The sequence below is a fragment of the Planococcus versutus genome (genome assembly GCF_001186155.3).
GTDB classification, from domain to species: domain Bacteria; phylum Bacillota; class Bacilli; order Bacillales_A; family Planococcaceae; genus Planococcus; species Planococcus versutus.
In genome coordinates, this window is record NZ_CP016540.2 from 167,699 (window position 1) to 188,352 (window position 20,654).

The following is a 20,654-nucleotide window of genomic DNA, read 5'->3' on the forward strand; positions in this document are numbered from 1 at the left end:
TGTAGTCTTGATAATTGCAGGGTCTATTTATAGTTCTAATTAAAATTTTGCGGTTCAAAACTTAATCTTAATAGGCTTTTTTTTAACAGAAGAGTGTGCTGCTATAGCGTAGGTGAAAGACGCTTTCGCAGACGAAGCTAGCACAAGAGTGCAGCAGCAAGGAAAAAGAACCAGTAAACGGAGAAAACATGATAAAATAGACTTAACCCACTTTGGTCTTTTATTGACGTTGTTATCATCAACCGATATAATAGTAAAGTTGGTTTAAGGTAGCAGAAAAAGGAGGATAGATGTGGATGCATGGAAAACAATTATAGCGCCTGTACTGGAGAAATTGGACGGACAAGTCATCTCTAGTAGACGAGGAGAAGGAGTATCGAAATTTCGGCGGATCCCTTCCGGCCAAGAAGCCTGGTCGTGATGTCTATTCTCAAATCAATCGAGTGATCGATTGGACAATGGAATAGACAGGCTCAAAGCGTGTTTGTGAAAAAACAAACACTTATTTGATTTGGAAAAATGGAGGAATTTAATTATGTGTGGAATTGTAGGATACATTGGAGAAAAGGATTCAAAGGAAATTTTGTTAAAAGGCTTAGAACGTCTTGAATACCGTGGATATGATTCAGCAGGAATTGCGATTCGTAACGGCAAAGGCGTAAAAGTATTTAAAGAAAAAGGGCGTATTGCTGATTTACGTGGAGTTGTAGAAAACGATGTGATGGGTTCAACAGGGATTGGTCATACACGCTGGGCAACACACGGGAAACCAACGCGCGCTAATGCTCACCCGCATCAAGACGAGTCTCAACGCTTTACCATTGTGCATAACGGTGTGATCGAAAACTACCACCACATTCAACGTGATTATTTGGACGGTGTGGAAATGCAGTCAGACACGGATACAGAAATTATCGTTCAGTTGATCGGCAAATTTGTAGAAGAAGGTCAAACAACGCAACAAGCTTTCAGCAAAGTCTTAACGTTGCTGAAAGGTTCATATGCGATTGCCTTGCTTGATGCAGAAGAAGAACAGACGATTTTTGTTGCGAAAAACAAAAGTCCGTTACTTGTAGGACTTGGCAGCGACTTTAACGTAATTGCATCGGATGCGATGGCAATGTTGCAATTAACCGATCAATTTGTTGAACTGATGGATAAAGAAATTGTTATTGTTCGCAAAGACAGCGTGGATATTTTGACATTAGATGGCCAATCGGTAAGCCGCTTGCCATTTACTGCAGAAATTGATATGAGCGACATTGAAAAAGGAACGTACCCGCATTATATGTTGAAAGAAATTGACGAGCAGCCAGGTGTTGTCCGCAAAATCGTTCAAGCGTATCAAGATGAACATGACCAGTTAACCATTCAGCCTGAAATTCTAGAAGCAATGCAAGCAGCTGACCGCATTCATATTATTGCGGCGGGAACAAGCTATCATGCAGGAATGATCGGCAAAGAATACATTGAGAAATTGGCTGGCATTCCAGTTGAAGTGCATGTTTCAAGTGAATTTGGTTACAATATGCCATTGTTATCGGAAAATCCGTTATTTATCTTTATTTCCCAATCAGGCGAAACAGCAGATAGCCGTCAAGTATTGGTAAAAATTAAAGATATGGGTCATGCTTCATTGACGATTACCAACGTTGCCGGTTCTACTTTGTCTCGTGAGTCTGACCATACGTTATTGTTGTATGCGGGACCTGAAATTGCAGTAGCTTCCACAAAAGCGTATACCGCGCAACTTGCGGTGTTGTCGATTTTAGCTGCTGTAACAGCAAAAGTCCGCGGCATTGAGATTGGCTTTGATTTGGTTCAAGAACTGGGAATTGTTGCAAACGCCATTCAAGCGCAAGTAGATTCAAAAGAAGAAATGGAACAAATTGCGACAGAGTACTTATCGACTACACGCAATTGCTTTTTTATCGGTCGCGTAATGGATTATTTTGTTGGACTAGAAGGATCGTTGAAATTAAAAGAAATTTCGTATATTCAAGCAGAAGGCTTTGCTGGAGGCGAACTAAAGCACGGAACAATTGCATTGATCGAAGAAGGCACGCCGGTTATCGCACTTGCTACGCAAGAAGCGGTGAACTTGAACATTCGTGGAAACGTTAAAGAAGTAGCAGCACGTGGTGCACACACGTGTATCATTTCGATGGAAGGCTTACAAGAAAGAGGCGATAGCCTGGTCTTGCCAAAAGTAAACGAGTTGCTGTCACCCCTTGTATCCGTTATCCCGATGCAGTTGATCAGCTACTACGCAGCACTTCACCGCGATTGTGACGTTGATAAGCCACGTAACTTGGCAAAATCCGTAACAGTTGAATAATTAGTTGAACAAAGACTCCTTTGAATCTTTCAAAGGAGTCTTTGTTTGTAGACAAAAGAATAGTCATGATAGTTTATAGTTATTTTATCGTACTTGGACTGGATCCTGTATTCTAGGCGGACACTTTCTTATTAGGAGTCAAGTATTTTTTAGCTTTTTTCAAAAAAATGAGTATTAATAAAGAGCATAAGGGTAGCTGCTTACCGTTCCAGCGCTCGCTTTCCGCGGGCACGGCCTCAGCCGCTTCACTCACTGCGTTCGCTCCAGGGTCTTCGCCTCGTGCTGTTCCCGCAGGAGTCGAGCGCTTGCACTTCAAGCCGTTGTTGAGATACCCGACAGAAAAAATAGGCTCATCAACTAATCCTGATGGAGTTTTCCATTGGATTGCTTTTTTAATTGATCGTAATGATCAACGATGGTGTTCTGCGTCTTGGATCTTAACGAAATCATGTTGATAACCATGTAATAAAACATTTTTCGCAATCGTTTATTTCCTCGTGTATTGATTCGACCCTTGTGTTGGAGCTTGTCCGATTGGTGGCGACGAAGCTAGCGCAGCGATGCAGGAGCACCTCTCTGCCCTCCGGATCGTGGAGTGGCCTGAATACCAAGCATATAGTGGATCTTTTTAATGGGATCGGACTAGCAGACTGCTCATTTCGATTAGAGCTACACGCTTCCAACCGGTCCGGCCACGAAGACTCCCGTGGGACAGCGAAAGCTGAAGACCCCGCAGGAACGTTAGTGACGAGTAGGCTGAAGCTGAGCCCACCGGAAAGCGAAGTGGCCAGACCGGTTGGATTTATATACGGTTATTCATTTTCAGGATACCTTGTCTACAGTCTGAGACTCCTTTGAATCTTTCAAAGGAGTCTTTTGATATGGAAAAAGTAAATCGATTTGTTTCAATTCTATGTTAGTCGATAGCAAATGGTATACTAAAGATAATACAAGAAAAGGTGTGAAACAAATGTCTTCTTTTAACGTTTTTTCAAACTACATAAGCGAAAACGCTAAATCACTTTCGACAGAAGTGGTTGACTCTGTTATGCAAGAAGCAAGCCTTGAGATTCCGGAGTGGGAAAGAGAACGTGCCACTCCAATGTATATCGAACTGCTTGAATTTTTTGGCCAGTCACTCATGGAAGGCGGACAAGTACAAGTGCCTGAAGCATTAGTTGAGTGGAGTAAAAAAAATGCTGAACTACAAGTAACGTCAGGTAACGAGCTATCCGATATTTTCATCCGTTATCCTGTCACGCGAGAAGTGTTTTCCGATATTTTTACGCGGTTGAGTGTGCAATTTGAGTTGTCTATTAAAGAAAGTATGCAAGCAGTCAAAGCAATTAATGCCATTTTAGATGTTAGCTTAACCGAGACTCTTTATGCATTTGAACGCATCTCTGAAAGACATCAAGCAGAAACACGTGTGGAAATTTTGAATTTATCAGCGCCTATTGTTCCCGTGTTAGAAGACGTTGTGGTGTTGCCGCTAATTGGTATGATTGATAGTTATCGGATCGCTCATATTCTAGACAATGTCATTCCTCGAATTGCAGAAATGAATGTGAATCATGTCATTGCTGACTTTTCCGGTGTGCTCACCATTGATGATCATGTTGCACAATCTGTCCAACAAATTGGCGGTACACTTCGATTGATGGGCATTCATGTATCTCTTGCCGGAATGCGTCCAGATCTTGTGCAAGCAATTGTCCATAGCGGCATTGATATGCTTGATACAAAGACTTACGCAACTGTTAAACAAGCATTAGAAAGCGTGAAATAGAAAATCCGTACCGATCAGCGTGAGCTGTCGGTACGGATTTTTAAGTGGTGCGATTATTTTTTTGTTTACGCATGTGTTTGGAGGTGACTGGTGGGATGATAAAGACGTTCAATTTCTTCAGGCGGCAAAGGACGGTTAAAGTAATAGCCTTGCGCTTGGTTGCAGTTTTTCTGTTTCAGAAATTGAAATTGTTCTGCTGTTTCAACGCCTTCGGCAATAACGTTCAGCTCTAAATTTTCAGCCATTTTAACAATGGTGTCAACCAATGCGGCGTCTTTTGGATCGTTTATAACGTTGCGGATAAAGCATTGATCGATCTTCAACGTATTAACCGGAAATAGCTTTAAATAACGAAGTGAAGAATAGCCGGTCCCAAAATCGTCGATAGACAAATGAATGCCCATCAGCTTTAGTTTTTGCATAGTAGTAACAGCAAGTGGAGAGCTTTGAATAATGCTTTCGGTAAGTTCAAGCTCTAAATACTTAGCGTCTAACTCAGCTGCGGACAGCGCAGCACAAACCGTTTCTGTTAAATTGCATTGTGAAAATTGGTGAGACGAAATATTAACGGCTACACGAAAATGGGGCAATCCAGCAGTTTGCCATGCTTTGTTTTGCAAACAAGCTTGTCTCAATACAAATTCTCCGATGAAAACGATACTCCCCGTATCTTCAGCAATCGGGATAAATTCAGCAGGTGAGACCGGTCCCAATTCGGGATGTACCCAACGGACTAGTGCTTCAACTCCTACAATTTTTTCTGTACTTATATCCATTTGAGGTTGGTAATGAACAAAAAATTCGTTATGCTCCAAGCCTTTTCGCATATCCGTAGCCAGTTTGGATTTCCGCAAAATCAATTGGTTCATTTCTTCTGTAAAAAACTGATAGTTGTTTTTGCCTTTATTTTTGGCTTCATACAGTGCAATATCCGCATTTTTCGTCAAGCTATCTAAATCAACTCCATCGCTAGGATAAACGCTAATGCCAATCGATGGAGTGACAAAAAGTTTTTCTTGCTGGAGTTGAAAAGGTTGCTCGAATAGCTCTAATACTTTTTTTGCATGAATTGTGGCATTGATAGCATCAGTATTGGGCAATAGTAAGACATACTCATCAGCACTAATGCGAGAAACGATATCTTCTGTTTGTGCAATGCTTTGAAGGCGGTTAGCAACTTCAACCAATATTTGATCTCCTGTACAATGCCCATATGTATCATTGATCAACTTAAAATGATCCAAGTCGATAGAGAGCAACGACAACTGTTGATCGCTTTCCCGAAGTTGCTCTAGTGTCAAAAACAGCTGGTCGTTAAACAAACGACGGTTCGGCAAACCGGTCAGTGTATCGCGATAGACAAGGTGATTGACTTTTTTTTCAGTTTCTTTTCGTTCAGAAATATCGCGAATGATACTACTAAAATATATATCTTTTTCCGTACGCCACGTACTAAGAGATACTTCAATAGGAAGCTCGCTGGCGTCTTTTCGACGGCCGACTAATTCAACGCGTTTGCCATTTGAATCGGAAACGCCAGTTTCTAAGTAATGTTGAAATCTCGTGCGGTGGTCTTTTAACAACGAATCCGGGACAATAATTTCGATATTTGCGCCTAACGCCTCTCCCTTACTATAGTTAAATATAATTTCGGCACCTGAATTCCATTGTAAAATGGTGCCTTGTTGATTAGCTACAACGACGGCATCAGAAGTTGAATCAAAAACCGACTGAAATTTCTGTTCGGATTCGGCTGAACGGATGCTGAGTTTAAGCTTTTGGCAGTACCGGTAGTATATAAAAAACAACGCTATTCCAAGTAAAAGCGCTAAAAAAAGAATAGCAAGTAGCGTGAAGGAAAAAGTAAAGGTAGTTGAAAAGATGTCCATAGAGCAGCAAATCTCTCCTTCGTATGTCAGTAGATTATATAAGATTAAATAGGAATAGTTGACTATATTATAGACTATTGTTTACATATCATATCACAAAAATATACATTAAATGCTAGAAAAATTTCATTTTATCCATTTATTTATTTGAGATAGTGTAGCGATAAAGAGTGTTTATTTCTCGTTGAGATTTGAATCTAGTAAATAAAGAAAGTTGAGACGGCCAGAGAGCACTTAAAACCTTATGTTGATATAAGAGTAAGACATAAATTTTCCTGCTCTAATGATAGAAATAAGTTAAGGGAATTCATTTTTCTCTTTGTTCTTTAGCTTTGCCATCAATTTTAATAATTGTAGTAGCAGGTGCGACAGAAGAGGCTATTATATGAAATAGAAACGTTGGTTACATTGGAAGAGAACTATTTGATTAAAAAAGTGTTAGCAAAAACCTCGTATGTTCTCAAAGATGAAAACATACGAGGTTTTTTGTATATTAAGCAAGAACCAAAATAAATAAAAAGATATGGATAATATTGCATAATAGCTTCCGGCAAGCTATGATCAAAAAGCAATGAAAATTAGTAAAAATCAAGGAAACACACTACAGCAGTCAAAGCATGTATAGATGCTTTACAAAAGCCATCGGAGGAACTGCGTGATGCAAAAACAGGAATATGAATCCAAAATTCAAGAGCTTATGACTTTGTTAGAAGCATCCAAACAATTGAATTCGAATTTAGAAATGGACGAAGTGCTAGAAAGCATTTTGCTGCAAATGGTGCAAGTGGTTGGCGCAGAAGCGGGCACGTTGTGGTTACTTGACAAACAACGACAAAAGATTAAAGCATCTGCCGCATATGGACCTTCTGCTGCGGACATTTTGAATATTGAGTTGGCTAACGATGAAGGACTAGTAGGAAAAGTAATCCGTACAGGAGTAGCGCAATTGATCGAGAACGTAACGGAAAATCGGGATTGGACAGCTCGCGTAGATGAAACGAGTGGTTTTGTAACCAAGTCAATGATCACCGTTCCGCTAGCAGTCAAAGGAACTGTTCTGGGTGCTTTGCAGCTACTCAATAAACAAGACATTGCTTTTTTTTCTGAACAAGATATCAGTTTAGCAGTAGCTCTTGCCAATCAATCGGCGCTCGCTCTTCACAATAGCCAGATGTACGAAGAGTTGCAGCAAATGCTCTTGAGCATGATTCGCACATTAGCAAAAATACTGGATGCGCGTGATCCGTATACAGCGGGACATTCAGAACGAGTGGCAAAGTATTCGTTATGGATTGCACAAAAACTAGAGTTGGCTGTACAAGATTGTGAAGCGCTTTATAAAGCCGCGTTGCTGCACGATATTGGGAAAATCGGTGTGACAGATGACATTCTTCGAAAACCCGATCGCTTGACGGCTGAAGAATATTTAGCCATCAAGCAACACACAGTCATCGGAGCGGATATCCTATCTAATATAGAACCAAAAGACGCCATGATTCATGCAGTTGAAACGGCTTTGTCTCATCACGAACGACTTGACGGCACCGGCTATCCTCACGGCTTGGTCGGAAATGACATTCCGCTGTTCGCTCGCATCGTAGGTGTGGCCGATGCATTTGATGCCATGACCACCGCACGCTCGTATAGCAAAGGCTTATCGTTCAAGCTAGGAGCAGAAGAACTAATTCGTTGCAGCGGAACGTTGTTTGAAGCTCGAGTGGTTCGCGCATTTACAACGATTTTAGAAGAATGTAATTATGAAACAGACCGTTACGATGCGCAACAAGAAAGAGGTTACGGGTTATGAACCAGTTTGATGTATTATTGATTGGCCATTTGATTGGTGATTTTCTATTGCAGACGAGTTGGATGGCCAAATACAAAGCAACAAAGTGGCTGCCGTTGCTGACACATGTAGCGATTTATACAGCCGTGATTGCCGTGCTTGGTATACTTTCAGGTGGATTGTCTCTACCGGCACTAGCCCTTGTTTTTATCGGTCATCTTATTTTAGATCGCAAAACCTTTGTGATGTTCTGGGTAGAACGGATCCAAACAGCCAAAGGTCCTGAGAAAATATGGTTATCGATTGTAGCTGACCAGATTTTCCATATCATTTTACTTGCCATTGCCATCGCGATTTCCTAGGAGTGAACATATTGAAGTCCAACACATACGTGCTTGAAAAAGAATACGCACTAGACCGAGAAACAGCTTGGCACTTGCTTGCAGACAACAACCGCATGAACTTGTATATTGGCTTGTTTCCAGTCAGTTTTAGTCCAGCCAAGCAAGACGGAGCGGAAGTGTTTTACCGTGAAGCCTACGCTAAAGTATTTGGTGTCGTGCCAATTAGTTGGCAAGAGTTTCCGTTCCAGTGGCAAGAAAACACTAGCTATACCGTCGAACGACGTTACTTAACGGGACCACTCAAGCATTACACATTGACAGTCGAGTTTTTTGATAGTGGAGAGAACGGGACGAGAGTCAAGCTTACTGCTAACTTTGTCCCGCTTAATGTACTCGGCTATGGCGCGATTTGGGCGAGCGGACTTCCAGCCGTCAAAAAAATTATGCGGTACATCGATGATTACTTGCAGTCGGGCGTAGCGACTGTTTTTGAAGCACCACAAAAAAAAGACACTGCCAAAATCAATTTGCCGGAACTGGATCGGCTATCGGCACTGCTTGCAAAATCCCCCGTCGATGAGGGCTATGTTGAATTGTTACACCGTTATTTAGCGGACAAAGGCGATCACGACGTCGCACAAATCGAGCCGGTGCAAGTAGCCAGGCTGTGGGACGCAGATCTAGACGATGTGTTGCGTGTCTTGCTGTATGCCACAAAAGCGGGGTTGTTAAATCTTAGCTGGAACGTTATCTGCCCAAACTGCCGCGTTTCGAAAGTCGAACACAGTTCACTCGCACAGCTAGAGCAGCAATTTCATTGCGACTTGTGCGGGATTAATTACGATGCCAATTTTGATCAGTTTGTCGAGTTGAACTTTTCTGTTCACCCAACTGTGCGCCAAGCTTATGCCGAAGTGTATTGCATCGGTGGCCCAATGATCACCCCGCACGTTAAAGCGCAGCAAGTGATCGAAGGGGGGAAAACCGCGAGCTTTGTCATTCCACAAGGCGAAGACGCGCTACGTTTTCGCGTGCTTCAAGCAAATGATAAAGTCGCGGTGACTAGTGGAGTTGCGTCTAACAAACTGGTTTATACGGATACTGGCTGGACACAAGACGTGGTAAACGGATTGAGTCCAGTCGCCATCACCAACACCAGCAGTGCAGATATTGTCGTGGCGTTAGAGCATTCTGACTGGAACAAACAAGCAGTAACGGCCGCTAAAGTCACTGCCATGCAAGAGTTCAGGGATTTGTTTTCTTCTGAAGTGTTGTCACCCGGTCAAAAAATCGGCATCGATCACGTGACGATTTTGTTTACCGATTTAAAAGGCTCGACACTGCTGTATGAGACAGCTGGTGACTCTGGGGCTTACGGACAAGTTCGCAATCATTTTGACTTTCTGACAGGTCATATTGCCCGAAATTCCGGCAGCGTCGTCAAAACCATTGGTGATGCGGTCATGGCAGTTTTTCATAAGCCAGAAGACGGACTGAAAGCGGCATTAGCTATTCAAAAAAACCTGAAAGAGTTTAACAAGACCACCAAAGAAGACTTGGTGCTGCGACTCGGCTTGCACAGCGGAGCCGCCATCGCCGTCAATTCCAACGACCGCCTCGATTATTTTGGACGAACCGTCAACATCGCCGCACGTATCGAAGGCGAAGGACACGGAAATGACATCGTCATCAGCCGCGATGTAGTAGCACAGCCCCTGTCAGCGGAATTGCTGACAAGTGCTGACTTGGAACTAGAAGAATTTTCAACGGTCTTAAAAGGAATCGAAGGCGCAGTAGATTTGGTGCGAATTTGGTTAAAAGAAGAGTTGACGATTAAAGTACAGGCAGGTTAGAAGGCTGCCAATAGATGGCGTAGATTAAAAATTGATTGTTAATAAATGCCTGTTGAGATATCTTTATCTGAAGAGGCATTTTTTTTTATGGAAAGGGAGTTGTACATGAAAATTCAAACAGAGCAATTCGGAGAAATCGAAATCGCAGAAGATCGCGTCATTACGTTTGATAAAGGAATTCCAGGGTTTGAAGAAGTCAAAGACTATGTATTAATCCCAGCAGACGCAGAAGTTGAGTCGCCATTCTTTTTCTTGCAGTCGGTAGAACACGTGGAAGTAAGCTTTTTCTTAGTCGATCCGTTTACGTTTTTCAAAGACTACGACATTAAACTAGAAGAGCAAATGGTCGAGCGGCTGCAGCTAGAAGAGCCAACTGATGCGATTGTTTTAACAACAGTTACAGTCAAAGGCGATATTAGTAGTGCAACAACCAACTTAAAAGCACCACTCGTCATTAACAACAAAAAACAACAAGGCATGCAAATTGTCTTAAACAACAAAGACTATCAAATCAAGCAGGCGTTATTTCAAGCTGACAACACCGCTGCAAGGCAGGTGTAAGCTATGTTAGTACTCGGACGCAAAAAAGGCGAAACCATCGTCATCAACGACGACATTGAAATTACGGTCACTTCGGTCGAAGGCGACATGGTACGTCTCGGCATCAACGCACCAAAGCAAATCACCATCCACCGAAAAGAAGTGTACTTGGAAATTCAAGAAGAAAACAAACAAGCAACATCAAACGTTATCAACTTGAGTGATTTTTTGAGTATGCGTAAAAAATAGAACGAAAGCCTACAGAATTTGCAGGCTTTTTCTATGCCTATCGCGCCACGGTGGCAGACTCAATTGTTCCTCAAATTGTGGCTGCCGCGTGGGCGCCAAAAATAATCTAAATCTTTTTTCAAAAAACACTAAACATTTGGTAAAGCCCTCCGATAATAACTTATGTAAGGCAGTGCAAAAGGATTTGGACGCTTACAAAAACAAAAAAACATTACACGGAGGTAATACACAATGATTATCAATCACAATATCGCAGCACTAAACACACACAGACAAATGGGCAACGCACAAAGTGCACAAATGAACAGCATGGAGAAGTTGTCTTCAGGACTTCGCATTAACAGCGCAAAAGACGACGCAGCTGGTCTTACAATTTCTGAGAAAATGCGCGGACAGATTCGTGGACTAGAACAAGCTTCGACAAACGCTCAAGATGGTATTTCGTTAATTCAAACCGCAGAAGGTACATTGAATGAAACACAGGATATTCTTCAGCGTATGCGTGAACTAGCAGTTCAATCTGCCAACGATACTAATACAGATACAGATCGCAACGAAATCCAAAAAGAAGTAACTGAATTGGCTTCTGAAATCACAAGAATTGGAAATGATACTGCGTTCAATACTAAAGATTTATTGAATGGTAAATTTGAGGCTACCTTTCAAATTGGTGCAAACTCCAATCAGAATCTTTCCATCTCTATTAGTGATATGCGTTCAGAAGCACTTAAAGTAGGAATTAATTATGAAGCCACCAGTGGAACTGAAATTTCTTATAACAAAACAGATGGTACTGCTAGCACCGCAACGTTTGTTTCAGCGGAAGATGCAAAAACAGCTGCTGATAGTCTAAAAGCGGCCCAAGAAGCTAAAGTAACTGCTGATGCAGCAGTTGCAGCTGATACAACAAGCGATGCTGGTTTAATAGCAACAGCGACAGCAGCAGCGACAGCCGTTACTAGTGCTGAAGCAGTAGCAGGAGCAAAATCTGGAGTAGCTGGTTACCATGACGATACAACAAACGAGCTTGCGGTTTCTGCTTCCTCTGCTTTTAAAACAGGCGATTTAGGCGTTGCTGGAATTGATGTTTCTTCTCAAAGAAATGCGAATACTGCCATTACGACAATCAATAAAGCAATTGAATCAGTATCTTCAGAGCGTTCAAAACTAGGTGCAACTCAAAACCGTCTTGACCATACCATTAATAACCTGAATACATCAGCCGAAAACCTAACAGCTGCGGAATCAAGAATCCGCGACGTTGATTATGCCGAAGCCGCGTAAGCGAGCAGAGGTACAGTCGTCCTGGCCGGTAACAGCCAGAGATTACGACCGGGTGAATTGCTGGAAACCCCTGATAGCTTTTATTGCCACAACGTAGTTGGAAACGACAAGCGTGATGGTCTGAAAAAATAAAAGATTGGGCAATCAGCAGCCAAGCTCCTGTCTCGAAAGAGTGGAGAAGGTTCAACGACTAGGATAGACCATCTAAGGCGCAAGCTATGGTGATGAAATCCGTAGGTGAGGCAGTATACATCAGTACTGTGGATCCGAAGTGCCCGGCCCCTACTAACACTAGAGGGTGAAGATATAGTCTAGTCATTTATGAAAATAAATGTTCGCACGATGGCGAAAGAAATGATGGAACAAACGAAGAACTCGATTCTTGCACAAGCATCACAAGCAATGTTGGCTCAATCCAATCAAATGACTCAATCAGTGTTACAACTGTTGAGATAATTGATTTTAGGGCGTCTAACCGGGTAACGGGTTAGAGTATAACTGGGTGAATTGCTGGAACTTCCTAAAGCCCCATCAACCACAACGTAACTGGAAACGGTCGGCGTGACGGTTTGAAAATGATGAGGATGCACCAATGGATAATCAGCAGCCAAGCTCCTGTGAGGAAACTCTGGGGAAGGTTCAACGACTAGGATAGACCGTCTAAGGCGCAAGCTATGGCGATGAAATCCGTAGGGTGGCAAGCGCCATTCGAAGTGCCCAGCCCCTCAAGTGTGAGGGTGAAGATATAGTCTATTCTATGATCGAAAGACATAGCGGCAAAGCAAGCCAACCAAGCACCACAGCAAGTACTACAATTGCTACGTTAATTTTAAGAAATCGAGGAGCCTGAGTTTAGGCTCCTTTTTCTATAAGGAGGCGCGTCTATGGATATCGCTGCGTTATCAATGGCAATGAGCCAGATGAACGTCCGGACTGAAGCGAATGTTTCGGTGATGAAAAAGACGATTGATCAAGCGGAGACAAATGGTCAAGAAGTTGTGAAGATGCTCGAGCAATCTGTTCAGCCTCATATTGGTAGTCGGATAGATATAAAAGCTTAAAAAGCCTGTAGATAAACTCGATTTGTTTGAGTTTTTTACAGGTTTTTTCTTTGAACCAATTCGCTCCGGTCGCTTTGGGGATGGCTCTCGCCCAAAGCCAGGAAGGTCACCTGTCTTTGTGCTTCGCCTACCCCGTAGCCGCGCCATCGCTAGTGTATGGTTCTCCTTTTTTAAGAGAAGAAAATCTTCCGCTGTAGTTTGTATTTTGTAATACAAGAAAAAAGTGGTGAAGATGCTGCGAAACATACGTTGATTATCAGAGAAATTAAGCGATAGTGGAATGGTGCATGCCAGTTCTGTCTAAGAGTTTAATTTAAAGCATAATGTGGTTAACTGACTAATATTCAATCCTGTTTGGTTTCTTAATAGTATTAGGCTTTCTTTAAAGCCATTTTCTATTTGTATTTGGTAAGGTTTTGTTGCGACTTGTGAATCTAGCAGTGTATTAGTTTGCGGAAAGAAATGAACATGATTGTCGCTTAAAGATAACAACAGTGGCAATCTTTTATACTGTTCATTTATTTCAAAAGTAGGTTTGTGAATTGTTATATCACTAGGCAAGTAGATAGTCGTACGGTTAGCGATTTTCTTTATAGTATGAGATGGTTTTCTTTTCCGGTTCATTGACTCATGTATGTGAGGATCTACCAATTTTAAAAAATACATAATCTGATACTGATCGTACAACAGAAGTCTGTTTTGAGCATCGATAGAAAAATGAAAGCCATATCTTTTATTGAGAAAGTCTATTAGAAAGTAGTTTTCAGCTAATGAAAAACTGTCGGTGGACAAAATGATCTTTCTTGGAATGCCATTTTGTATTTTGAAGTGACCATCATCTTGATACCACCAAGCCAAGGTTTTGTTAGTAAAATGATTTTCAATATAAGAGAAGGGCAGTTCTTTTTTTGAGTGAGGATACCAAACTTCGTATAATCGACAAAGTTCTTCTGAAGTACGCGACTGAACAAGATAACTTTCTGTAAAACCAGAGGCTATTCGTCCATCAATAACCTTTCTATATTTAGGGGGATTTAAAGGGATAAATGGCGAGAGCTGTTCAAAGCAGTAAAAACTCCAACCCGCGTCTTTTTTGCAATGAGTAAATTGGAAACGAGGCATTCTATTGAGTTGTTTTGTTAAACAGCCATCTCCTAATAATTTTCCACACAACATATCATGCATGATACTACCTCCTTCTAAAAGGAACTCTTGTTCTTGTTTGAATATACATCACAATGGTCTTTGATGTCTAATTATGTTCTTAATTTTCTGATTTTTTATGAAAAATAATTTTCACTTACCACAATTATCCTATTCTTTTTTCGCCCATAATCTTGTACACTAAACAAGATTAACTCGAGCAAAGGGTGTGACAACTGAATGACCAGTCCAATTTCTTCTAATTTATTTTTATATAACACGATCGCGACGATGGCGAAATCGATGCCGGCTATGGGGCAAACTGGTAGTGATAGCAGTTCTATCAGCAGTTCGACAAGTCCGAGTACGTTTTTTGCGATGCTGATGAACGCGATGATGGAAAACATGGAACAAACAAATACGAGTGTGACACAGCAAACAGGCGCTCAGGTTTCACTGCCTACTTTGACGACACCGTTAACGGCAGCACTCGCCAATTCTTATAATCCGGCCATTTCAATTCCGCCGCTCAATACGCAAGAAGTGGCAACCGCTGCGACAGATACGAGTGACTTGAAGTTTAAACCAACACAATTTATCAAACTAGACAATACACTAGAAGGTAAATTAGATGGAACGGCCGCTCACTTTATCAATGCGGGGAAAAAGTACGATTTGGATCCGAATTTATTGTCAGCGATTGCCATTCACGAAACGGGCAATGGCTCGTCACGCGCAGTTAACGACAAAAACAATGTCGCCGGTATGATGGGCAAGAATGGCTTGCGGAGCTATGCTTCTGTAGAAGACAGTATTTTCGACATGGCACGTAATTTGCGTCAAAATTATTTAAACGAAGGCAAAGATACGATTGCGAAAATTGGTGCGAAATACGCGCCCGTTGGAGCCGCAAACGACCCGACAGGATTAAACAACCACTGGACACAAGGTGTCAGCAACCACTATTCCAAACTGACATAACATAAGTTGAGTTTAAAACGTGAAGCGTATAGACAGAAGAGGTAGTGGGACGAACTTGTTCCACTACCTCTTCTTTGTGTTTTTTAACCTAGACGCGAGCGCTGGCGCGTCCACGGGATAGGCAGAGCAAGAAGAAGGGTGATTTTCCTGGCTTCTTGCGGGAGTCATCCCCAAAGCGATCAGCGCGGATTTAGAACTTCACAAACCTGTGGTATTTTTTTTTGCTTTTCGACTTAAACAATCTGCTTTTCTGCCGATAACTACTATATAGAACCCTTTAATCAATTTGAAGGACAAGGAGTGTACCGACATGGAAATAACAAAACTGCCTTCGATAGAATTTCCGAAAGTGAGCGAACCAAGCCCAATAGTAGCGAACCAACCCATCGCTCCAGAAGAAAAGCAACACCAAGAAGCAGATCAGCCCATTACGAAAGAAGCCATTACCGATAAAGTCGACAGCATGAACAACTTTCTAGAGTCCACTACGACCAACGTGAAATTTCAGTTTCATGAAGAAATGAATGTTTATTACGTTCAAGTAGTAAATTCGTTAACAGAGGAAATTTTACGCGAAATTCCAAATAAGAAATTTTTAGATATGTACGCCTCGATGGCCGATATGGCAGGTCTCATGGTGGATGAAAAACTATAAGATTGGAGTGACTACACTATGCGTGTTGGTGGATTAGCATCAGGGATGGACACCGAATCAATTGTGAAAGACATGATGAAAGTCCAAAAACTTCCTTTAGATAAATTAATGCAGCAAAAAAAATTCACGGAGTGGCAACAAGAAGCGTTCCGCGATACAAATTTATCAATATCGAACCTGCGAACGAGTGCCAGCAATTTGCGGCTTCAGTCGTCGTTTAATTCTTATAGCGCGGCAACACCCAACCCGACAAGTTTCACGGTTGCAACTACACCGACGGCGATGAGCGGATCCTATAAAGTGCAAGTCACAAGTGTAGCAAGCGCTGCCAAATTCAATTCCGCAAATGGGATTGAAAAGTTAGCAGGTGTGGCGGCTAAATCGACAGACCCAATCGGTGTAGCTGGAAAAATCGACATCAATGGCCAGAGCATTGAGGTGGCGAGTACGGATACTTTCGCTGATGTGGCAAAAAAAATGCAAGATGCGACGGCAACGTCAGTCCCGTCTTTAAAAGCTAGTTTCGATAACACCACATCTCGTTTTTTCATTGCCACAAAAGGAATGGGGAGCGAACAAGCGTTTACCATGACCTTTACAGACGCGAACGGAGCAACGAGTCAAGAATTAGCCGATAAGATTGTAAATAACGGTGCCACCACAGCGGTAGCGAGCGGTGCAACAGACGGCTCTGTATTATTTGATGGCATTGAAATCAACGACTTAAAAAGCAATCAAGCAACAGTCAACGGATTAACGATCAATCTCTTACAAGCAGGAACTGAATCGACCATTACTGTTCAATCAGACCCTGAAAAGCCACTAGCCATGATCAAAGACTTTGTCGATAAGTACAACGAAACCATCGATACTTTGCAAAAACAAATTATCGAAAAACGGTATCCTGATTTCCAACCTTTATCTGACGAACAAAAAAAAGATTTAACGGAAAAAGAAATCGAATTATGGGAAGAAAAGGCGCGCAGTGGCTTGTTGCGCAATGACCCAGTTTTAAAAAGCGCGATGCAAGACTTGCGCAGAGCTTTTATGGACAAAGTATCGGGTATTGCAGATGGCAACATCAATCATTTATCACAAATCGGGATCAACACCGGTTCTTATACAGAAGGCGGTAAATTATTCATCGATGACAAAAAACTAAGCGAAGCGCTGGCGAATAAACCAGAAGAAGTGATGGCGCTATTTACGACACGTGACGCTGCGGGGAACGGAGTCGGTGCACGAGTTTACGATACCTTAAACGACATCGTCAAAAACCTTAGTGCAAAAGCAGGGAGCTCTTCTAGTTCTATCGACAATAGTTCCTTTTCTAAAAAAATCAAACAAATGGATGAAGAGATTAGCCGCTGGCAAGATCGGTTGACGCGCGTTGAAGATCGCTACTGGAAACAATTTACGGCGATGGAGAAAGCACTAAGCATGATGAATTCTCAAAGTACATGGATGCAGCAAAGCTTATTCGGAGGTGCGTAATGAGTGACTCAAAACCGATTATCTATGCTTTTCTCAAACAAACTCTGGAACTTTACGAAAAAGCACAACGCATCCATTCGAACATGGAAGAAAACGAAGAAGGAACTGTCGAATCTTTGGAGATGTTATTTACACGTCGTCAAGAATCCATTCGCCAACTCGATATTTTTATGAAACAACGCAATTTCCGTTGGGCAGAAGAAGAAAAAATCATCATTCAACAACTCATAGAATTAGATCAACAGCTCAATGGATTAATGAACAACTTGCACCAATCGTTCTTCATGCAAATTAGCCGCATTGCTCAAACAAAAGAAGTATCCAAAAAATACAGCGGTGCTTATCAAACAATGGCAACAGCAGGTTCATTTATCGACAAACGGAACTAATCGCAAGGGGGAAATCAAGTGGTAACCATCAACCCGTACCAGACTTACCAGCAAAACTCAGTCATGACGGCATCACCCCAAGAACTAACCTTAATGCTCTACAACGGCAGCTTGAAATTCATGAAAATGGCCAAACGCGCGATGAACGACAAGAACTTCCAAGACAAAAACACCAACATCATCAAAGCTCAAAACATCGTCCAAGAACTACGCAGCACATTAAACTCAGAAATGAGCATGTCAGCAGGATTAGAGCAAATGTACGAATACATGTACAACCGCCTCATAGAAGCCAATATGAAAAACGATGTTACCGCATTAGAAGATGTCGAAGCACTCATGACAGACATGCGCAACACCTGGAAACAAGCCATGGCATTAGCCAAAAGCAACTAACTTCTAATCCGCTCTGGCCGCTCTGGCATAGCCCCTGAACGCGCCAACGCTTAGTACGACAGTAAATTTAAAGCTAGAGTAGTTTCTCAGTGCTTTCATAAAAAATGAACTCCACTGGTTACACTCTACAAACTATAAAAACTCGAAAAATAAGAAGAAAGAGCGTAAGGCGACGAAGGGCAAAGATGTGCTCCTGCATCGCTACGCTAGCTTCGTCGCAAAGACTTGCCCCTCGCAAGCTTCGGTCAATGTCTTTCCTGCGGCAGAAGCCGTGCCCGCGGAAAGCGTCCGCCTGAAGCGATTTCTTCTAGAACCTTTCACTTTAACAAAAAAATATGAAATTCACTATTTTTAGAAATAAGATATGGAGTAAAACAACGGAGACTCCCGCGGGATTTTCACGCAAGCCCTTGGCAACTGGCACCGCGACGTCCTGTCGCGCCAGTTGCATGACCCACATCCTGTGGGCCCGAAAGCATACGTCTAAAATAATTCTTTTAAAATTTCACCCTAACTAAAAAAGAAATTTATTATATTCAAAAACTAGAAGAATGAGCGGAAGACGGCGACTCCTGCGGGAATAGCACGAGCTGGAGCCACTGGACTGAGCAGAGCGAGGGAAGCGGCAGAAGCCGTGCCCGCGGAAAGCGTCCGTCTGCAGCGAATTCTTCTAGAACCTTTCACTTTAACAAAAAAATATGAAATTCACTATTTTTAGAAGTAAGATATGGAACAAAACAACGGAGACTCCCGCGGGATAGCGAAGTGGCGAAATCCACTCGGGCCCATCGCCCGAGTTAGTTCGACGCAAGCCCGCAGGAAAGCGGAGTTGTTTTGCGGAATATCCTCAACCAAGTAAAAAGTATAAAACTACACCCGCAAAAAGAAATGAGGTATAAACGTGGATAAGACGTCATGGATAGGAGTCATAATGGGATTTGCTGTGTTGATCGGTGGGATGATCTTGAAAGGGTCAAACCCGATCGCCCTATACAATCCAGCGGCACTCGTCATCATCTTTGCCGGCACCGTCGCCTGTCTGCTCGTTGCTTTTCCGATGGACGAAATCAAAAAAATCCCCAGCCTGTTCAAAGTAATTTTCAGCGATCAAAAATCGGTGTCGATCAGAGAAATGATTCCCATGTTCACAGGATGGGCGATGCTCGCACGAAAAGAAGGGTTGCTGGCACTTGAAGAAAAAGCAGAAGAAGTAGAAGATGCTTTTTTGCAGCGCGGCTTAAAAATGGTCGTAGATGGCCAGTCGCAAGAACACATTCGTGACTTGATGGAAGAAGAAATCGCTGCGATGGAAGAACGCCATGAACTGGGCGCGAAAATTTTCGCACAAGCCGGTACATACGCACCGACACTCGGTGTACTCGGTGCCGTTATCGGACTCGTTGCGGCACTCGGTCACTTAGACGACGTAGCGCTTCTCGGCAAATCGATTTCTGCCGCCTTTATCGCAACGCTGTTCGGGATTTTCTCCGGCTACGTATTATGGCATCCATTTGCCAATAAGCTCAAGCGAAAGTCAGAAGCAGAAGTGAAAACGAAAATGATTATGCTAGAAGGATTGCTCGCTGTGCAAGAAGGCTTGCCCGTTCGCACGGTAGAAGAAAAACTATTAACGTATTTACCAACGAAAGACCGTGTACTTGAATCTAATGAGGAGAGTGGTGTTCAAGTTGAAGCGTAAAAAAAAGCATGAAGAACATGTCGATGAAGCTTGGCTCTTGCCATATGCCGATATTTTGACGCTACTCTTGGCTTTGTTCATTGTATTATTTGCTTCCAGCCAAGTTGATGCCCAAAAGTTCAATGCCATTGCCGAATCGTTTAACAGCGAACTGCAAGGCGGTACCGGTGTACTCGATGAACAAGCGCCAGTCGAAAGTTTTGATACTTCACCAACCGCCGAGCTAAGTGAAGATCCGCCATCAGGCGAAAGCCCAGAAGAAATATTAGCGGCTAAAGACCAGCAAGAACTGAGAAAGTTTCAAACAAAAATTGAAGCCTATATTGATGAAAAAGGATTATCGCCTCGACTCCAAACTGAAATGACTGCAAAAGGCTTAATGATTACGATCAAAGAAGGCGTGTTATTCGAGTCAGGCAGTTCAGATATGCGAAGCGGGTCCGAGACCATTGCGAATGAAATTTCAAATTTATTGATTTCCGATCCGCCGCGGATGATTTTTATCGAAGGACACACAGATAATATTCCGGCAGGGACAAAAGAGTTCCCAACAAACTGGGAATTGAGTTCTGCACGCGCTGTTAATTTCATGCGAATTCTGCTTGAAAATGATGAGCTCGACCCGCAGAAATTCAGCGCTTCTGGTTATAGCGAATACCATCCAGTTGCCTCAAACGATACACCTGAAGGACGAGCGGAAAACCGCCGCGTAGAAGTGCTGATTTCACCTTATGAAAAAGAAACTGAAGAGTAAGAGGTGTAAC

The 20,654-nt window shown here is 42.4% G+C and carries 19 protein-coding genes and 1 pseudogene; 17 read left to right on the forward strand and 3 right to left on the reverse strand.

The features are described 5' to 3' along the window. Window positions 1-535 precede the first annotated feature (535 nt). Window positions 536-2,338 (forward strand): glutamine--fructose-6-phosphate transaminase (isomerizing), encoded by a 1,803-nt coding sequence (gene glmS / locus I858_RS00920; protein WP_049693872.1) that lies wholly within the window; start codon window positions 536-538, stop codon window positions 2,336-2,338. Window positions 2,339-2,695: 357 nt separating this feature from the next. Here glmS and I858_RS16860 read toward each other — a convergent pair. After that, window positions 2,696-2,872, reverse strand: a pseudogene (locus tag I858_RS16860) (IS110 family RNA-guided transposase); the annotation flags it as partial. A 436-nt stretch (window positions 2,873-3,308) separates the two neighbouring features. On the opposite strand from I858_RS16860, the gene I858_RS00925 reads away from it, so the two are divergent. Next, a complete protein-coding gene (locus I858_RS00925) occupies window positions 3,309-4,127 on the forward strand; it encodes an STAS domain-containing protein (RefSeq protein ID WP_049693873.1) in 819 nt (272 codons plus the stop codon). A 65-nt stretch (window positions 4,128-4,192) separates the two neighbouring features. On the opposite strand, the gene I858_RS00930 is transcribed toward I858_RS00925, so the two are convergent. After that, window positions 4,193-6,016 (reverse strand): putative bifunctional diguanylate cyclase/phosphodiesterase, encoded by a 1,824-nt coding sequence (locus I858_RS00930; protein WP_049693874.1) that lies wholly within the window; start codon window positions 6,014-6,016, stop codon window positions 4,193-4,195. Window positions 6,017-6,674: 658 nt separating this feature from the next. Between I858_RS00930 and I858_RS00935 the strand changes: the two genes are divergently transcribed. From I858_RS00935 to I858_RS00975, 8 genes are all read left to right on the forward strand, one after another. Beyond that, entirely contained in the window at window positions 6,675-7,823 is a 1,149-nt protein-coding gene (locus I858_RS00935; protein WP_049693875.1) for a GAF and HD-GYP domain-containing protein, read from the forward strand. Further along, complete coding sequence (locus I858_RS00940) at window positions 7,820-8,164, forward strand: DUF3307 domain-containing protein (RefSeq protein WP_049693876.1); 345 nt, start codon at window positions 7,820-7,822, stop codon at window positions 8,162-8,164. The genes I858_RS00935 and I858_RS00940 overlap by 4 nt, the downstream gene beginning before the upstream one ends. A gap of 11 nt (window positions 8,165-8,175) precedes the next feature. After that, on the forward strand, window positions 8,176-9,999 hold the full coding sequence (locus I858_RS00945; RefSeq protein ID WP_049693877.1) for an adenylate/guanylate cyclase domain-containing protein: 1,824 nt from the start codon (window positions 8,176-8,178) through the stop codon (window positions 9,997-9,999). A 105-nt stretch (window positions 10,000-10,104) separates the two neighbouring features. Continuing rightward, the gene (fliW, locus tag I858_RS00950; protein ID WP_049693925.1) at window positions 10,105-10,560 is read left to right on the forward strand and encodes a flagellar assembly protein FliW; all 456 of its coding nucleotides are present in this window, start codon (window positions 10,105-10,107) and stop codon (window positions 10,558-10,560) included. Between the two features lie 3 nt (window positions 10,561-10,563). After that, a complete protein-coding gene (csrA, locus tag I858_RS00955; protein ID WP_049693878.1) occupies window positions 10,564-10,788 on the forward strand; it encodes a carbon storage regulator CsrA in 225 nt (74 codons plus the stop codon). A gap of 231 nt (window positions 10,789-11,019) precedes the next feature. Continuing rightward, window positions 11,020-12,072, forward strand: a complete 1,053-nt coding sequence (locus tag I858_RS17455; RefSeq protein ID WP_053221273.1) for a flagellin N-terminal helical domain-containing protein — start codon at window positions 11,020-11,022, stop codon at window positions 12,070-12,072. A gap of 321 nt (window positions 12,073-12,393) precedes the next feature. Continuing rightward, complete coding sequence (locus I858_RS00970) at window positions 12,394-12,528, forward strand: flagellin (protein WP_049693879.1); 135 nt, start codon at window positions 12,394-12,396, stop codon at window positions 12,526-12,528. Between the two features lie 428 nt (window positions 12,529-12,956). Continuing rightward, a complete protein-coding gene (locus I858_RS00975) occupies window positions 12,957-13,133 on the forward strand; it encodes a YjfB family protein (protein ID WP_065524422.1) in 177 nt (58 codons plus the stop codon). Window positions 13,134-13,433: 300 nt separating this feature from the next. On the opposite strand, the gene I858_RS00980 is transcribed toward I858_RS00975, so the two are convergent. After that, a complete protein-coding gene (locus I858_RS00980) occupies window positions 13,434-14,318 on the reverse strand; it encodes a hypothetical protein (RefSeq protein WP_049693880.1) in 885 nt (294 codons plus the stop codon). A 198-nt stretch (window positions 14,319-14,516) separates the two neighbouring features. On the opposite strand from I858_RS00980, the gene I858_RS00985 reads away from it, so the two are divergent. The 7 genes from I858_RS00985 (at window position 14,517) to motB (ending at window position 20,644) form a co-directional block, all read left to right on the forward strand. Beyond that, on the forward strand, window positions 14,517-15,257 hold the full coding sequence (locus I858_RS00985) for a glucosaminidase domain-containing protein (protein ID WP_049693881.1): 741 nt from the start codon (window positions 14,517-14,519) through the stop codon (window positions 15,255-15,257). A gap of 310 nt (window positions 15,258-15,567) precedes the next feature. Beyond that, complete coding sequence (gene flaG / locus I858_RS00990) at window positions 15,568-15,912, forward strand: flagellar protein FlaG (RefSeq protein ID WP_049693882.1); 345 nt, start codon at window positions 15,568-15,570, stop codon at window positions 15,910-15,912. An 18-nt stretch (window positions 15,913-15,930) separates the two neighbouring features. After that, on the forward strand, window positions 15,931-17,406 hold the full coding sequence (gene fliD, locus I858_RS00995; protein WP_049693883.1) for a flagellar filament capping protein FliD: 1,476 nt from the start codon (window positions 15,931-15,933) through the stop codon (window positions 17,404-17,406). After that, window positions 17,406-17,795, forward strand: coding sequence for a flagellar protein FliT (gene fliT / locus I858_RS01000; RefSeq protein ID WP_049693884.1), 390 nt, complete (start codon window positions 17,406-17,408; stop codon window positions 17,793-17,795). The genes fliD and fliT overlap by 1 nt, the downstream gene beginning before the upstream one ends. Before the next feature lie 18 nt (window positions 17,796-17,813). Continuing rightward, window positions 17,814-18,191 carry a flagellar export chaperone FliS gene (gene fliS / locus I858_RS01005; protein ID WP_049693885.1) on the forward strand — a complete coding sequence of 126 codons (378 nt, stop codon included), beginning with the start codon at window positions 17,814-17,816 and terminating at the stop codon, window positions 18,189-18,191. A 901-nt stretch (window positions 18,192-19,092) separates the two neighbouring features. Continuing rightward, window positions 19,093-19,890: a flagellar motor stator protein MotA gene (gene motA / locus I858_RS01010; RefSeq protein ID WP_049693886.1), complete on the forward strand. Its 798-nt coding sequence runs from the start codon at window positions 19,093-19,095 to the stop codon at window positions 19,888-19,890. Further along, complete coding sequence (motB, locus tag I858_RS01015; protein WP_239457198.1) at window positions 19,880-20,644, forward strand: flagellar motor protein MotB; 765 nt, start codon at window positions 19,880-19,882, stop codon at window positions 20,642-20,644. The genes motA and motB overlap by 11 nt, the downstream gene beginning before the upstream one ends. Window positions 20,645-20,654: the final 10 nt, after the last annotated feature.

What these genes read in the sequence shown, in the direction of transcription:
- glmS (WP_049693872.1), top strand. Translation starts at nt 536, where the DNA reads ATGTGTGGAATTGTAGGATACATTGGAGAAAAGGATTCAAAGGAAATT.
- I858_RS00925 (WP_049693873.1), top strand. Translation starts at nt 3,309, where the DNA reads ATGTCTTCTTTTAACGTTTTTTCAAACTACATAAGCGAAAACGCTAAA.
- I858_RS00930 (WP_049693874.1), bottom strand. Translation starts at nt 6,016, where the DNA reads ATGGACATCTTTTCAACTACCTTTACTTTTTCCTTCACGCTACTTGCT.
- I858_RS00935 (WP_049693875.1), top strand. Translation starts at nt 6,675, where the DNA reads ATGCAAAAACAGGAATATGAATCCAAAATTCAAGAGCTTATGACTTTG.
- I858_RS00940 (WP_049693876.1), top strand. Translation starts at nt 7,820, where the DNA reads ATGAACCAGTTTGATGTATTATTGATTGGCCATTTGATTGGTGATTTT.
- fliW (WP_049693925.1), top strand. Translation starts at nt 10,105, where the DNA reads ATGAAAATTCAAACAGAGCAATTCGGAGAAATCGAAATCGCAGAAGAT.
- csrA (WP_049693878.1), top strand. Translation starts at nt 10,564, where the DNA reads ATGTTAGTACTCGGACGCAAAAAAGGCGAAACCATCGTCATCAACGAC.
- I858_RS17455 (WP_053221273.1), top strand. Translation starts at nt 11,020, where the DNA reads ATGATTATCAATCACAATATCGCAGCACTAAACACACACAGACAAATG.
- I858_RS00970 (WP_049693879.1), top strand. Translation starts at nt 12,394, where the DNA reads ATGAAAATAAATGTTCGCACGATGGCGAAAGAAATGATGGAACAAACG.
- I858_RS00975 (WP_065524422.1), top strand. Translation starts at nt 12,957, where the DNA reads ATGGATATCGCTGCGTTATCAATGGCAATGAGCCAGATGAACGTCCGG.
- I858_RS00980 (WP_049693880.1), bottom strand. Translation starts at nt 14,318, where the DNA reads ATGCATGATATGTTGTGTGGAAAATTATTAGGAGATGGCTGTTTAACA.
- I858_RS00985 (WP_049693881.1), top strand. Translation starts at nt 14,517, where the DNA reads ATGACCAGTCCAATTTCTTCTAATTTATTTTTATATAACACGATCGCG.
- flaG (WP_049693882.1), top strand. Translation starts at nt 15,568, where the DNA reads ATGGAAATAACAAAACTGCCTTCGATAGAATTTCCGAAAGTGAGCGAA.
- fliD (WP_049693883.1), top strand. Translation starts at nt 15,931, where the DNA reads ATGCGTGTTGGTGGATTAGCATCAGGGATGGACACCGAATCAATTGTG.
- fliT (WP_049693884.1), top strand. Translation starts at nt 17,406, where the DNA reads ATGAGTGACTCAAAACCGATTATCTATGCTTTTCTCAAACAAACTCTG.